Raw genomic sequence first — 14,799 nt, forward strand, 5'->3', positions numbered from 1 at the left:
TTTGCCTTGTGGCCAAAAGGCGATAAATCACCGGCAATATAGACGCATTGTCGCCGCTCATTGCAAGCGGCGCAGCTGGCTTTCATGCAGGAGTTTAGGATGAAGACCGAACCGAACGAAGTCCACAACAGGCCGAAACTGGTCACCGTTTTCGGCGGCTCCGGCTTTGTCGGGCGCGCGGTCGTCGCAAGTCTCACCAAGCGCGGCTATCGCGTGCGCGTAGCAGTGCGCAAGCCGGAAGTTGCTTATTACATGGCTCCGCTCGGCAATGTCGGCCAGATACAGATGGTGCAGGCCAATGTCCGCAACCGCGCTTCGGTCGAACATGTCGTCAAGGGTTCCGACCATGTCGTGAACCTCGTCGGCATCCTTGCTGAAAGCGGTCGCCAGCGTTTCAACACCGTTCAGGTGCTGGGCGCGAAGAACATCGCCGAAGCCGCCAAGGCCGCAGGCATTCGCATGACGCATCTGTCCTCGCTCGCAGCCGACGTCAATTCGCCATCGGATTACGCACGCACCAAGGGTGAAGGCGAAAACGCCGTTCTTTCCGTTCTGCCGGAAAGCGTCATCCTGCGCCCCTCGATCATTTTCGGTCCTGAAGACCGCTTCTTCAACCGCTTCGCCAACATGGCGCGCTTCTCGCCGTTCCTGCCAGCTATCGGCGGCGGCGAAACGAAGCTCCAGCCGGTCTATGTCGGTGACGTTGCGGAAGCCGTCGCCCGTGCCGTCGACGGCAAGCTGGTGCCGGGTGGCGTCTATGAACTCGGCGGCCCGGATGTGCAGCCGTTCAAGAACTGGATGAAGGACATGCTCGGCGTTATCGCCCGCAAGCGCCTCATCATTTCCATGCCCTGGTGGGTTGCCCGTTTGCAGGCATCGATCCTCGGCCTGCTGCCGAACCCGATGCTCACCAACGATCAGGTGACGCTGTTGAAATTCGACAATGTCGTTTCCGAAAAGGCGATCAAGGAAGGCCGCACGCTGGAAGGCATGGGCATCACGCCGGAAGGCGTTGACGCCGTGCTGCCATCCTATCTGTGGCGCTACCGCGTTGCCGGCCAGTACACCAAAACCGGTTTTGCGTGAGACATTCCGCTCATCGGAAAATAAACAAGGGGCCGAAAGGCCCCTTTTCTTTTGCCCGACTTTTATACGTCGAGCTTTGTCTGAATTTGACGACGTTCATCCCCAGACGAGAAGTGCAGCCAACCCCACCGACCCGACGATCAGGCGCCACCAGCCGAACAGCTTGAAGCCGTGGCGGGACACATAGTCCAACAGATAGCGCACGACGAAAACGCCCGAGATGAAAGCCATTACGAAGCCGACCCCGATCAGCGCACCGTCGTTGAGCGACAGGATATTGCGGCTCTTGTAGAGGTCATAGGCAAAAGCGCCTGCCATGGTCGGCATGGCGAGGAAGAACGAAAACTCCGCCGCCGAGCGCTTGTCGGCCCCCAGCAGAAGCGAGCCGACAATGGTGGAGCCGGAGCGCGACACGCCTGGTATCATGGCCAGGCACTGGATGAAGCCGATGGCGAGGCACATGGGCAGCGGATAATCCATCACATCATGATAGCGCGGACGCAGATTGAGCTGGTCCACCCAGAGGAGGATGAAACCGCCGATGATGAGCATCATGCAGACAAGCATCGGCGTTTCAAACAGCACGCTTTTGATGAAGCCGTGCGCCAGCGCGCCGATGACGGCAGCGGGCAGGAAGGCAACCAGAATGCCGAAGACGAAGCGCCGCGTGCGGGCATCGCGGGGAAAATCGGTCAGGATTTTCAAAAGTTTTGCCGAATAGACGGTCAAGATGGCCAGAATGGCACCAAGCTGGATCAGAACCTCGAAGGTTTTTCCTGTGGATTCAAAACCAAGAAAATGGCCGATCAGCAGCAAATGCCCGGTGGAGGAAACCGGGATAAATTCGGTCAAGCCTTCGATAAGACCGAGAAACGCGGCTTCCAGCAGATTAAAAACATCCATGAAGTCAGCACCTTAGAATATTGGGCACCATGATGGCAGCAAGACCGGGCCGCGATTGCGGTTGCCGAGGCAAAAACGAGCACTTCCAGCGATTGCTTGTCTCACGCAGACATAGCCCTTATAGACTTTATATTCCGTTGAGGCGGCGTCGAATCGCTCGGTAGCAGGAATAGCCTGCTGCATGCGCAAACGCCAGCCGCCGTGCTATCTCCGGACGTTCAATTCAAGCTTCAGTCGAGAGTATCGCGTCGATCATGCTTACGCTTTTTCATCATCCCATGTCTTCGGGTTCGCGCTATGTGCGGCTCATCCTCGGCGAGTATGGCGTTGAAGCGGAGTTGATCGAGGAACGACCGTGGTCACGTCGCAAAGAATTTCTGGCGCTGAACCCGGCGGGCACCCTGCCCGTTCTTCTGGCTGAAAATGACCTTCCGGTCGTCGGCGCGACGGTGATTGCCGAATATCTGGACGAGACACGCGGCGCCTTGAAACGCAGCCGCCGCCTTCTGCCGGAAAGCCCTATGGAGCGCGCCGAAGTGCGCCGCCTCGTTGACTGGTTTCTGCTGAAATTCGAAAATGAAGTCACACGCCACATCGCGCGCGAACGTGTGTTCAAGCTGCAGATGGCAGCCGAAATGGGCGGTAGCGCGCCGGATTCGACCGCTATCCGCGCCGCCCGCACCAATATCCGCCAGCACATGAAATATATCGACTGGCTGGCCGCGACCCGCGACTGGCTGGGTGGCGCGCATCCAAGCTATGCCGACATGGCTGCGGCAGCATGCATTTCCGTGCTAGACTATCTCGGCGAAATCGAGTGGGGCGAAACCAAAGCGGCGCGTGACTGGTATGCACGCATGAAATCGCGCCCGGCCTTCCGCCCATTACTTTCTGACCGCGTGCGCGGGCTTGCCCCGGTGGCCCATTATGGCGACCTCGACTTCTAATTCGAAAACCGAAAAGCTGAAGCGCTTCCTGATCGAAGAGGTGAAGGCGGTCGGTTTCGATGCCGTTGCCTTCACCACGCCGGATGCAATTCCGCAAGCGCCCGAACGGCTGCGCCAATATATTGCCGATGGCCACCACGCCGACATGGAATGGATGGAGGAAACCGAGGCGCGCCGCAGCGATCCAAGCGTGCTGTGGCCGGAAGTCCGTTCCATCATGATGCTGGCGATGAATTACGGGCCGGATGCCAACCCGCTCGCCATTCTGGAGCAACAGGATCGCGCGGCCATATCGGTCTACGCGCAAAACCGCGACTATCATGACATCATCAAGGGCAAGCTCAAGCATGTGGCGAGCCGTTTTGCCGCGCGCGCCGGACAGGATGTCAAAGTCTTCGTCGACACCGCGCCCGTCATGGAAAAGCCGCTGGCCGAGGCCGCGGGGCTCGGCTGGCAGGGCAAGCACACCAATCTGGTAAGCCGCGAGCTTGGCTCATGGCTGTTCCTCGGCTCCATCTTCACAACGGCGGAAATTCCGCCCGACACGCCTGACCGCGACCATTGCGGCTCCTGCCGCGCCTGCCTCGACGCTTGTCCGACCAATGCCTTCCCCTCGCCCTATCGCATCGATGCAAGGCGCTGCATTTCCTATCTCACCATCGAGAACAAGGGGCCGATCCCGCACGAATTCCGCAAGGCGATGGGCAACCGCATCTATGGCTGCGATGACTGCCTTTCCGTCTGCCCTTGGAACAAGTTTGCGCAGGCAACCAGCGAAATGAAGCTGAAAGCCCGCGACGATCTGAAAGCGCCGCGTCTGGCCGACCTGTTGACACTGGATGACCCCGCTTTCCGCACATTGTTTTCGGGTTCCCCGGTGAAACGGATCGGGCGCGACCGCTTCCTCCGCAATGTGCTGATCGCCACCGGTAATTCCGGTGATAAAACGCTTCTGCCAGATGTCGAACGACTGCTGGAAGACGAAGCGCCTGTCGTGCGCGGCGCAGCTATATGGGCCTTGAAGCAATTGGCCAATCCCGACCGTGTGGCTGAAATGCAGAAACGTCTGGCCTCATCGGAAGAGGATGCTACGGTGCAAGCAGAGTGGACCACCGCATCGACCCGAAAATCGGAAGCGATTTTGGGAAAGCACGATGCGTAGATTCAATGGATTAGAGCGTCCTTTGTGCGTCCCAACGGGCGCACGGCGCTCTATGGAGGAAGTTTGATGCGCGTTTTTCTGTTCGGAGCCGGTTATTCTGCCCAAGCCTTTGCTCAAAGGATGACAGGTGAGGCGGAACGCATCGACGGGACAACGCGGCACGAGCAGAAATTCCCGCTCCTTGAAAAGGCGGGCATAAAGCCGATGCTCTTTGACGGTGAAACACCTTCGCCCGACCTTCTGGACCGGCTTGCCCAATCGACCCATGTTGTCGTTTCGATTTCGCCCGGCGAAAGCGGCGACCCGGCGGTCGCCGTTGTAGAAGAAGCGCTTCGTCGCCCCGACAACACCATTCGCTGGATCGGCTATCTGTCGACGGTCGGCGTCTATGGCGACCATCAGGGCCAATGGGTGGACGAGACTGCTCCCTGCAAGCCTGCGTCCCGCCGCAGTCTGGAGCGGGTGGAAGCCGAAGAAACATGGGGACAATTGAGCGAACGGCACGGAACGCCGCTCGCAATCTTGCGTCTTTCCGGCATTTACGGGCCGGGCCGCAACGCCTTCATTAATCTGGAACGCGGTACTGCACGGCGCATCATCAAAGACAATCAGGTCTTCAACCGCATCCACGTCGATGACATCGCCGGTAGCCTGCGTTTTCTGGCAGGAACCAACACGGGCGGCATCTTCAATATCACCGACAATGAACCAAGCCCGCCACAGGATGTCGTCACCTATGCAGCCGAACTGATGGGCGTGACGCCGCCGCCGGAGGTCCCCTTCGCGGAAGCCGACATGACGCCGATGGCGCGCTCCTTCTATGGCGAGAACAAGCGTGTCTCCAACCAGCGCATCAGGGATCTCGGCTATGAATTTGCCTATCCCGACTACAAGACCGCCTTTTCGGCCATGTGGCGCGACGATAGCTGGCACTGATTTGCATTGTTCAGATGCCGCTGTTAAAAATGCATCCGCAATCGAACCGGGACAAAACAGAATGGGCAGCACCGAACTCGCAACCAGATAAGCCGCAACAGCCTTTCCGACCTGTTGCGGCATCTGCCCCGGACCAATTTCCCTTAAAGCGCATCCCGAAAAGTGTGTAACGATTTTCGGATAAGACACGCGTTGTAAAGAAGGCAGATCGCCGCCCGAATTCTTTCTCGAGCGGATGCTTCGTCATGCCTTTTGATAACAAACAAACTCCACGCTGGAATTACTCCCTGCCATTGGCACTCGCGCTGATGGCCCCTTTCGACATTCTCGCCTCGCTGGCCATGGACATCTACCTGCCGGTCGTGCCGTCCATGCCCGCCATCCTGCAAACGACACCCGCAATGGTGCAGCTGACGCTCAGCCTCTACATGGTGATGCTGGGTGTCGGGCAACTGCTGTTCGGCCCGTTGTCGGACCGCTTCGGACGCAGGCCCATCCTGCTTGGTGGCGGATTGGTTTTCGCCCTTTCGTCCTTCGCGCTGGCGATTACCGACAATGCCGCGCTATTCGTGGCGCTTCGCTTCGTACAGGCAACGGGCGCCTCGGCGGCACTTGTCGCTACTTTCGCAACGGTGCGCGACGTCTATGCGACACGTCCCGAAGGCGCGACGATCTACGGCCTTTTCAGCGCCATGCTTTCCTTCGTCCCTGCGCTTGGCCCGATTGCCGGTGCATTGATTGCAAAGGGTTTCGGATGGCGGACAATCTTCGCATTGCTGGGCCTGTTCGGTCTCATCGCAACATGGCGCGCCTTGCGCCACTGGCACGAGACACGACCGACCGGCGATGCGCCAAACGCCGGCAGTCTGGGGCGGATCATAAAGGATTTCCGCTTCTGGACCTACACGCTCGGCTTTGCCACGGCGATGGGCACGTTCTTCGTATTCTTTTCTACCGCACCGCGCATTCTGATCGAACGCAGCGGCTTCGGTGAAACAGGATTCAGCCTTGCTTTCGCAAGCGTTGCCGGCGTCATGATCGCCGCCACGCGCATCCTGCCGCGCCAGACGCAGAAATGGGGTGCCCGTACAAGCGTGGCCCTTGGCATGGTCGTGCTCCTTGCCAGCGCACTCCTGCTTCTGGCGGGCGAGACACTGCTGCAACCATCATTCACAAGCCTCATCGTCCCGATGTGGTTTGCCGCTGTCGGGATCGTTCTCACCGCATCGATGACGGCGAATGGTGCGCTTGCAGCTTTTGACGACAATGCGGGCATGGCGGTCGCAGTCTATTTCTGTGTTCAGAGCCTGATCGTCAGTCTCGCAGGAACCGCACTGGTCATTTTCCTGCCTGGCGATACTGCCTGGCCATTGATCACCTTCTGCACCTTCATGCCGTTGCTGGTTCTGGCCATGCTTGCAAGGCTACGAAAGAGCTGAGGGAAATGGCGGTTGGCAGCACAAACTGTCGACCGCCATTGAAGCCCTGCCGTGGACACCGCATAATGCCCGCAATTCGGTTGTCTTGATTCGCAGCCGCAGCCCCTAGAGCGCCGTGCGTCCATATGGACGCACAAAGGACGCTCTAACCGATCGAATCTACGCATCGTCTTTCCGAAAATCGAAATCGATTTTCGGAAAGACGATGCTGTAGGCAAAACATGGAACTGCACCATGATCGCAAACAGATTGAAGAAGATCATTCTCGCAGCCTCGCTGGCCGCAATGATCGCGCCCGACTTCGCGCCAATGGCCATGGCGGAAGACATGCCAGCGAAACAGGCTTTCGGCGGTGAAAGACTTCCTGTGCTGACGCAGCAGCCGCAATCCATCGGCTTTTATGCCAAAGGATGCCTCGCCGGTGCTGTGGCATTGCCGACGGATGGACCGAACTGGCAGGTCATGCGCCTTTCGCGCAACCGCCGCTGGGGTCATCCGCGCATGATCGGTCTTCTGGAAAAACTGTCCCGCGATGCAGCACAGGACGGCTGGCCCGGCCTGCTCGTCGGTGACATCTCGCAGCCGCGCGGCGGCCCGATGCTCACCGGTCATGCCTCGCATCAGGTCGGCCTCGATGCAGATATCTGGCTGACACCGATGCCGAAAAAGCGGTTTTCCGATGCCGAACGCGAGAGCGTTTCCGCCGTTTCGATGCTGAAGCCGGATTCGCTTTATGTGGACCCGAAAAAGTGGACCCCTGCCCGCACGGCCCTCATCAAGCATGCCGCAAGCTATCCGGAAGTCGAGCGCATCTTTGTGCATCCGGGCATCAAGAAGCAGCTTTGCGACACAGTGACGGGCGACCGAAGCTGGCTCGGCAAGGTTCGCCCCTACTGGGGGCACTTCTACCATTTCCATGTGCGCCTGACCTGCCAGCCCGGTTCGCCTCAATGCAAGGGACAGCCGAAAGTGGCTGCTGGCGACGGTTGTGACAAGTCGCTCGCCTGGTGGTTTACCGACGAGCCATGGAAGCCTGCAAAGCCGTCGAAGGAACCTCCAAAAAAGCCGCGTCCGGTGATGGTTTCCGATCTGCCGAAGGCCTGTGCCGCCGTCCTCAACGGCCCTGCGCCGAATTCGGTTGCGGATGTCACCTACGGCGTGCAGTAACGGCTTTTAGCGCTTTTCAGGTCTTTGGCACTTCGCTATAGATTTAAAACGATTTAGAATGCTAATGACAAGGTTATCAACTCGTAAGGTTGCTCATTCATGACGGAACGCCTGCGCATCGCATTGATCGCCCACGACCAGAAGAAGGATGACATGGTCGCCTTCGCCAAAGCGCATGAGCAGGCTTTGGCCCGCTTTGACATCGTGGCGACGGGGACGACTGGCAGCCTCATTCTGGATGCCTGCCCTTCACTCAGCATTCAGCGTGTGAAAAGTGGGCCGCTCGGCGGAGACCAGCAGATCGGCGCGATGATCGCGGAAGGCACGGTGGAAGTGCTCATCTTCTTCATCGACCCGCTGTCCCCGCTTCCGCACGATGTCGATGTGAAGGCGCTGACACGCCTTGGCAGCGTCTACGATATTCCAATGGCGCTCAATCGCGCGACAGCGGAAAAACTGATCAAAGCGCTTGATTAAAGCGCATCCCGAAAAGTGTGAAACGGTTTTCGGAAAAAATGCGCGTAAAAACAAATGATTAGAGCGCCGATCTGATCCAATCAGATCGAAACGCGCTCTAATCCTGCACAAGACAGGCTCGCCCGCGGAAGACCACCGCGGGCGGAAGACATGACCAGGGAGAGGGCATGCTGGCGAGTACAGCATGCCTCCCAAAAGTGGGAACCGGCTTTGGGACAAAAACATGCATGAAAACAAAGAGATAGAGCTGGTCGAACAGGGGTTCCGGTTTCCAGTACTCGTCGGCGATATCGGCGGCACCAATGCCCGCTTTGCTATCCTGGTGGATTCCAATGCAGAGCCGAAGGAATTTCCCGTTCTCCAGACGGCGGATTATGCAACCATCGATGAGGCGATACAGAGCGCCATTCTTGATCACACTTCGATCCGGCCACGCTCCGCAATTCTCGCCGTCGCCGGTCCCGTCGATGGTGACGAAATCGATCTCACCAATTGCGACTGGGTCGTGCGCCCGAAGAAGATGATCGCCGATCTCGGTTTCGAGGACGTGACCGTGCTGAACGATTTCGAGGCGCAAGCGCTTGCCGTCGTGTCTCTCGGCAGCGATCATCTGGAACAGATTGGCGGCAGGCCGGAAGAATTGATTGCCACCCGCGTCGTACTCGGACCGGGCACGGGGCTTGGCGTTGCCGGTCTTGTCCGCACGCGCCATGCATGGGTGCCGGTGCCTGGCGAAGGCGGCCATATCGATATCGGCCCACGCAGTGAACGCGATTATCAGGTCTTCCCGCATATCGAGCGCATCGACGGCCGCGTCGCTGGCGAACAGATCCTGTGCGGCCGCGGCCTGCGCAATCTCTATCTTGCCATATGCGCCGCCGACAAGGTGGCGCCAACGCTGGAAACACCTGCCGACATCACTTCAGCAGGGCTCGATGGCAGCAATGCGCAGGCGGAAGAAACCCTGCATCTGTTCGTCACCTATCTCGGACGCGTTGCAGGCGATCTGGCGCTGATCTTCATGGCGCATGGCGGTGTCTATCTTTCCGGCGGCATTCCGCAGCGCATCCTTTCTGCGCTCAAGTCCGGCGCTTTTCGCGAAGCATTCGAAGACAAAGCCCCGCACAAGGCCATCATGCGCGACATTCCTGTCCGCGTGATCACGCACCAGCTTGCAGCCCTCACAGGGCTTTCCGCCTTTGCGCAGGCCCCCGCCCGTTTCGAAGTTTCGACCGACGGACGCCGCTGGCGTATCGACTGACCGGCAAAGCTTGAGGATGGTCAAGCCGCACGGATAACGTTATAGAAACGCTGCACTGAAATTGCCGATGGCTTTTTCAGTTCAGCGTTTCCGTATGGGAAGTCGTATTTTTCAACGATAGCCGCCGGACCTGCCGGAGGGCTAAGAGACAAAAAGCGCTTTTGCACGTGAGTCTATTTAAGAAGAAAAACAAGAAGATCGATACGGGCGAAGCCACCCGCGTAATCCGGCGCATGATGTCGGAAAACATCCGCGAATATAAAAAGAATTACATTATCGCCATTCTGGCATCGCTCATCGTCGGCGGATCGAATGGCGCATTGGCCTATATGATGAAGCCGATGATCGACAAGATCTTCTATGAGCAAAATCTCGCTCTGGTCTGGGTCATTTGTGGCACATTGCTGTCCATCTTCGTATTGCGTGGCATTTCCGGCTATATACAGGCTGTGGAACTGGCCAAGATCGGCAACAATCTGGTCGCGCGCTACCAAAAGCGCATTTTCGACCATCTGATGAAGCTCGGTCTCGATTTCTATAACGACACCCGTTCCGGTCATCTGGCAGCGCAGATCAATCAGAACGTTTCCGGCATTCGCGATCTGCTCAACATGACGATTTCGTCGATCGCGCGCGATTTCATCTCGCTCGTCGGTCTCGTCGGCATGATGTTCTACATGGACCCGGTTCTGTCCGTTGCGATTTTCCTGATCGGACCGCCGCTTATTCTCGCCGTTGCCTATATTTCGCGCCGCATTCGCTCTGTCACCCGTGATCTCGTGCATCTCAATTCCCATCTGCTGGGCGCGATGCAGGAATCGATTCAGGGCATTGCCATCGTCAAGGCCTTTACGATGGAAGACCAGTTGCGTGCCAAGATCGGCAAGCTCATCGACCAGTCCGAAGGCCGCAGCAACAAGATCGCCAAGGTCTCCGAGCGCACAACGCCCATTTCCGAAATGCTGGCGGGTTTTGCAGTCTCCGGCGTGCTGGCCTATAGCGGCTACCGCGCCATTCTCGAACAACAACCGCCCGGCGCAACCTTTGCCTTCATCACCGCAATGCTGCTTGCCTATGATCCGGCTCGCCGCCTCGCCCGCCTTCAGGTCGGGCTGGAAAAGGCGCTCGTCAATGCGCGCATGATCTATGAAGTGCTGGATATAGAGCCGCGCCAGCGCGATCTTCCAAACGCCGTGGAACTGAAAGCCGGTCCTGGCGAAATCCGCTTCGAGGATATCTATTTCTCCTATCACGAGACCGCGCCGGTGCTTCACGGCGTCAGCTTCGTCGCCAAGGCGGGAGAAACCACTGCCGTGGTGGGCGCTTCGGGCGCGGGCAAATCGACGCTCATCAATCTTGTCCAGCGCTTCTACGATCTCGACAGCGGCAAGATCCTGTTCGACGGACAGGATATCGCACAGGTCAAGAAACGGTCGCTGCGCCATGCCATCGCCTATGTCTCGCAGCAGCCCTATCTGTTTGAAGGCACCATTGCCGACAATATCCGCTATGGCCGCCCGGACGCGACGGATGAAGAAATCATCGAGGCGGCGAAACTTGCCCATGCGCATGAATTCATCCTGCAACAGCCGCAGGGCTACGACACGCCGGTCGGCGAAAACGGCGTGACGCTTTCTGGCGGCCAGCGCCAGCGCGTCTCGATCGCTCGCGCCATCGTTCGCAATGCGCCGGTTCTCCTGCTAGACGAAGCGACTTCCGCCCTCGACAACGAATCGGAGAAGCGGGTCCAGCAAGCGCTGGAAGGCATCATGCAGAACCGCACCACAATCGTGATCGCCCATCGTCTTTCCACGGTGGTCAATGCAAATCGCATCGTGGTGATGGAAGCTGGTCGTGTGGTGGAAGAAGGGCGTCACGACGATCTGATCGGCATCCAGAACGGCGTCTATGCCCGCTTTTATCAATTGCAGAGCGGCAACGGCGATATCATCACCGAAAAAACGGCAGAAGAATTGCGGACAGGAGAACCCCGATGAGCGGAGAAACGCAGAACAGCGAAGTGGGCCTCGTCGTCGTCGGCGCTGGCGGACGCATGGGCCAGACGTTGATCCGGACCATCCAGACCATCGAAGGCGCGAAACTGGTCGGTGCCATCGAACGCTCCAGCTCTCCACTTCTCGGCAGGGATGCTGGCGAAGTCACCGGCATTGGCCCGCTCGGCGTGATAATCACCGACGATCCGTTGCCGGTCTTTGCCAAGGCGCACGGCGTCCTCGATTTCACAAGCCCTGCGGCAAGCGTGGAATTTGCAGGGCTTGCTGCTCAAGCGCGCATCGTGCACGTCATCGGCACGACGGGCTGCTCGGCTGAACACGACGAGAAAATCCGCGCCGCCGCCCGCCATGCAACCATCGTCAAATCCGGCAATATGAGCCTCGGCGTCAATCTTCTGTCCGTTCTGGTGCAGAAGGCAGCGCAAGCGCTCGATCCTGCGGATTTCGACATCGAAATTCTCGAGATGCACCACAAGCACAAGGTCGATGCACCGTCCGGCACCGCGCTGCTTCTCGGCGAAGCGGCAGCGAAGGGGCGCGACATTGCACTGGCGGAAAACAGCGTGCGCGTGCGTGACGGTTATACCGGCCCGCGCGAAACCGGCTCCATCGGCTTTGCAACATTGCGCGGCGGTTCGGTCATCGGCGATCATTCGGTGATTCTGGCTGGTCCCGGTGAACGCGTCGTTCTTTCCCATCATGCCGAAGACCGGTCGGTGTTTGCACGTGGTGCCATCAAGGCCGCACTCTGGGCCCATGGCAAAAAGCCCGGTCTCTATTCGATGCTCGATGTTCTCGGGCTGAACGACTGATCGTTTCCACCGGAGCGCCGATCCGACCTGTTCAGATCAGCTCTCCAGAGTTTGTCTTATCGCGCATCTTATCCGAAAACCGCTTCACACTTTTCGGGATGCGCTCTCTAACGGAGCGTTGCATATGTCTCGTACTCTCGTCCTGGTCCGCCACGGTCAAAGCGAGTGGAACCTCAAGAACCTCTTCACCGGATGGCGCGATCCGGGCCTGACCGAACAAGGCCATGCCGAGGCCAAGGCCGCAGGCCAGCGCCTGAAAGCTGCCGGTCTGAAGTTCGACATCGCCTATACGTCTGCGCTGTCGCGTGCGCAGGTGACCTGCCAGCACATTCTGGACCAGCTCGGTCAGTCTGATCTCAAGACGATCCGCGATCAGGCCCTGAACGAGCGCGACTATGGCGATCTGTCCGGCCTCAACAAGGATGATGCCCGCGCCAAGTGGGGTGAGGAACAGGTCCATATCTGGCGCCGTTCCTACGACGTCCCGCCTCCGGGCGGCGAAAGCCTGAAGGATACCGGCGCGCGCGTTTGGCCGTACTATCTGCACACAGTGCAGCCACACGTGCTGCGCGGCGAAACCGTTCTGGTTGCAGCCCACGGCAATTCGCTCCGGGCACTGATCATGGCGCTCGATGGTCTGACACCGGAACAGATTCTCAAGCAGGAACTCAACACCGGTGTTCCGGTCGTTTACCGGCTCAATGCCGATTCGACAGTCGCTTCGAAGGAAATTCTCGAAGCCTGATAGCTGTTTGGCTGTGAATTCGTCGGGCGCGTCAGCGCGCCCGTCCCTCTTTTCAACGCGAAAAAAGCATTGGCTGAAAAAAAGCTGGCTGAATGTCGAAAACGCGATTGACAGAGACAGGTCGACCCCTTAGATGGGTCCTCGTCGCCCAGATGGCGGAATTGGTAGACGCACCAGCTTCAGGTGCTGGCGCTCGCAAGGGCGTGGAGGTTCGAGTCCTCTTCTGGGCACCATTTCCAAGTCTTCAGACCACTACCAAGGTCCAGAAGCACCCCAAAAAGCCCGCGCAAGCGGGCTTTTTTGTTTCTGGATTGTCGTTCCGACAGGATCAGCTTCAAGCCGGTTAATCCGACCAACAGATTTGGCAGTCGATGCAGTTTTCTCCCTCCGAACGCGACGCTTTCTTCGAATTGCTGAAATGGCGGCGCGATGTCCGTCACTTCAGCGATAGAGCCATAGACGGCAGAATCATCGATTCTTTGCGCGAAGCGATGGATTATGCTCCCTCCGTCGGCAATGCCCGCCCCTGGCGCGTGATTTCAGTTGAAACTGCTGCAATACGCGCAGCGGTGCACGACAATTTTCTGGAAGCCAACCGGTCGGCCGCACAAATCTATGAAGGGGCGCGCGCAGAGCATTACCGCGATTTGAAACTGGAAGGCATCAGCGTTGCTCCAGTGCAGCTTGCCATTTTTACCGACACTGCGCCCGTCGAAGGGCAAGGCCTCGGCAGACAATCCATGGCCATTACCCTCGAGCATAGCACGGCAATGGCGGTCCAGAATCTCAATCTGGCGGCAAGATCGTTCGGGCTTGGCGTCGGTATGGTTTCCATTCTCGATCCACATACAATGGAAACGCTTTTCAAGACTCCGCCCAGCTGGCGCTTCAGCCTCTATCTGTGCATCGGCTGGCCACTGGCTGATGACGACACACCTTTGCTGCACAGAAACGGCTGGCAGAAGAACAAAGCGACGGTCTGGCATCGTTTCTAGAGGGCAAGAGGCGCAAGGCAGCAGAAATACCTCCTGACAGCCCGCATCTATCCTGATCCGCCCCTACCTTGTAAGGTAGGCCCTGCGTGGCGGGCTTTCTGGGAGGAAAATCATGCGACGGATCATTGTTGGAACGTTCCTGAGCCTCGACGGCGTGATGCAGGCGCCAGGTGGGCCGGAGGAAGATCGTACCGGCCAATTCGAATATGGCGGCTGGACAGTGCCCTATTGGGACGATGTGGTTGCCGGAGCCATGGGTGAAAGCTTTTCCAAGCCGTTCGACCTGCTTTTGGGCAGACGCACCTACGATATTTTTGCTGCCCACTGGCCGCATCAGGTAACAGACCCCAACGACCCCGGTTTCGTGCCTGGTGAAGGCGAGATCGCCAGAATGTTCAACGAAGTGACGAAATATGTCGCGACGCACAGGCCGGAAAGCCTGAACTGGCAGAACAGTGAACTGCTGGGCGACGATATCATCGCCTCATTGAGAGCCATCAAGGCCACCGAAGGCCCTGACCTGTCAGTCTCGGGCAGCAGCGAACTGGTCCATCAGTTACTTGCCAGCGATCTGGTCGATGAGTTGCGGCTGTTGATCTATCCGGTCATCCTTGGCAAAGGTAAGCGTCTCTTCGACGGGCAATCCGTGCCATCAGCCTTCAAGCTGGTCAGCTCCACCACATCGCCCAGCGGCGTCATCATTGCCAATTATCAGCGTTCAGGCGAACTCAAGACCGGGTCTTTTGCGATGGACCACCCATCGGAAGAAGAAATCGAGCGACGTAAGAACCTTTCCTGATTCCAGCCGGGCTTCCCGAACCATTGGAGTAGAGAACCCGCCCCTTCGGCAAGGC

The 14,799-nt window shown here is 58.3% G+C and carries 14 protein-coding genes and 1 tRNA gene; 14 read left to right on the forward strand and 1 reads right to left on the reverse strand.

Annotation, left to right across the window (positions count from 1 at the left end; translation table 11 throughout):
- Window positions 1-99 precede the first annotated feature (99 nt).
- Window positions 100-1,086 carry a complex I NDUFA9 subunit family protein gene (locus AAE521_RS21460; protein WP_071632559.1) on the forward strand — a complete coding sequence of 329 codons (987 nt, stop codon included), beginning with the start codon at window positions 100-102 and terminating at the stop codon, window positions 1,084-1,086.
- Window positions 1,087-1,182: 96 nt separating this feature from the next.
- Here the strand turns inward: AAE521_RS21460 and AAE521_RS21465 are convergent, their stop codons facing one another.
- Window positions 1,183-1,989: an undecaprenyl-diphosphate phosphatase gene (locus AAE521_RS21465; RefSeq protein ID WP_342062398.1), complete on the reverse strand. Its 807-nt coding sequence runs from the start codon at window positions 1,987-1,989 to the stop codon at window positions 1,183-1,185.
- A 254-nt stretch (window positions 1,990-2,243) separates the two neighbouring features.
- Between AAE521_RS21465 and AAE521_RS21470 the strand changes: the two genes are divergently transcribed.
- The 13 genes from AAE521_RS21470 to AAE521_RS21530 all read left to right on the forward strand — a co-directional run bounded on the left by AAE521_RS21470 (window position 2,244) and on the right by AAE521_RS21530 (window position 14,744).
- Entirely contained in the window at window positions 2,244-2,936 is a 693-nt protein-coding gene (locus tag AAE521_RS21470) for a glutathione S-transferase family protein (RefSeq protein WP_010659404.1), read from the forward strand.
- Window positions 2,917-4,098, forward strand: coding sequence for a tRNA epoxyqueuosine(34) reductase QueG (gene queG, locus AAE521_RS21475; protein ID WP_342062399.1), 1,182 nt, complete (start codon window positions 2,917-2,919; stop codon window positions 4,096-4,098). Before AAE521_RS21470 ends, queG begins: the two co-directional genes overlap by 20 nt.
- 66 nt (window positions 4,099-4,164) lie before the next feature.
- Window positions 4,165-5,034 carry an SDR family oxidoreductase gene (locus tag AAE521_RS21480; RefSeq protein WP_342062400.1) on the forward strand — a complete coding sequence of 290 codons (870 nt, stop codon included), beginning with the start codon at window positions 4,165-4,167 and terminating at the stop codon, window positions 5,032-5,034.
- A gap of 245 nt (window positions 5,035-5,279) precedes the next feature.
- Window positions 5,280-6,473: a CmlA/FloR family chloramphenicol efflux MFS transporter gene (gene cml / locus AAE521_RS21485; RefSeq protein ID WP_071632556.1), complete on the forward strand. Its 1,194-nt coding sequence runs from the start codon at window positions 5,280-5,282 to the stop codon at window positions 6,471-6,473.
- A 234-nt stretch (window positions 6,474-6,707) separates the two neighbouring features.
- The gene (gene mepA, locus AAE521_RS21490) at window positions 6,708-7,640 is read left to right on the forward strand and encodes a penicillin-insensitive murein endopeptidase (RefSeq protein WP_071632555.1); all 933 of its coding nucleotides are present in this window, start codon (window positions 6,708-6,710) and stop codon (window positions 7,638-7,640) included.
- Window positions 7,641-7,739: 99 nt separating this feature from the next.
- Window positions 7,740-8,117 (forward strand): methylglyoxal synthase, encoded by a 378-nt coding sequence (locus AAE521_RS21495; RefSeq protein WP_010659399.1) that lies wholly within the window; start codon window positions 7,740-7,742, stop codon window positions 8,115-8,117.
- A gap of 223 nt (window positions 8,118-8,340) precedes the next feature.
- Complete coding sequence (locus AAE521_RS21500) at window positions 8,341-9,378, forward strand: glucokinase (protein ID WP_342062401.1); 1,038 nt, start codon at window positions 8,341-8,343, stop codon at window positions 9,376-9,378.
- Window positions 9,379-9,545: 167 nt separating this feature from the next.
- Window positions 9,546-11,375, forward strand: coding sequence for an ABC transporter ATP-binding protein (locus tag AAE521_RS21505; protein WP_342062402.1), 1,830 nt, complete (start codon window positions 9,546-9,548; stop codon window positions 11,373-11,375).
- Window positions 11,372-12,205, forward strand: coding sequence for a 4-hydroxy-tetrahydrodipicolinate reductase (gene dapB / locus AAE521_RS21510; protein WP_071632552.1), 834 nt, complete (start codon window positions 11,372-11,374; stop codon window positions 12,203-12,205). Before AAE521_RS21505 ends, dapB begins: the two co-directional genes overlap by 4 nt.
- 124 nt (window positions 12,206-12,329) lie before the next feature.
- The gene (locus AAE521_RS21515; protein WP_010659395.1) at window positions 12,330-12,950 is read left to right on the forward strand and encodes a 2,3-bisphosphoglycerate-dependent phosphoglycerate mutase; all 621 of its coding nucleotides are present in this window, start codon (window positions 12,330-12,332) and stop codon (window positions 12,948-12,950) included.
- A 146-nt stretch (window positions 12,951-13,096) separates the two neighbouring features.
- A tRNA-Leu gene (locus AAE521_RS21520) sits at window positions 13,097-13,183 on the forward strand.
- A 138-nt stretch (window positions 13,184-13,321) separates the two neighbouring features.
- Entirely contained in the window at window positions 13,322-13,945 is a 624-nt protein-coding gene (gene bluB, locus AAE521_RS21525; protein WP_071632551.1) for a 5,6-dimethylbenzimidazole synthase, read from the forward strand.
- Between the two features lie 112 nt (window positions 13,946-14,057).
- Window positions 14,058-14,744, forward strand: a complete 687-nt coding sequence (locus tag AAE521_RS21530) for a dihydrofolate reductase family protein (RefSeq protein WP_071632550.1) — start codon at window positions 14,058-14,060, stop codon at window positions 14,742-14,744.
- The last annotated feature ends 55 nt before the right edge of the window (window positions 14,745-14,799 follow it).

The organism is Brucella cytisi, from assembly GCF_038433355.1.
Lineage (GTDB): Bacteria > Pseudomonadota > Alphaproteobacteria > Rhizobiales > Rhizobiaceae > Brucella > Brucella cytisi.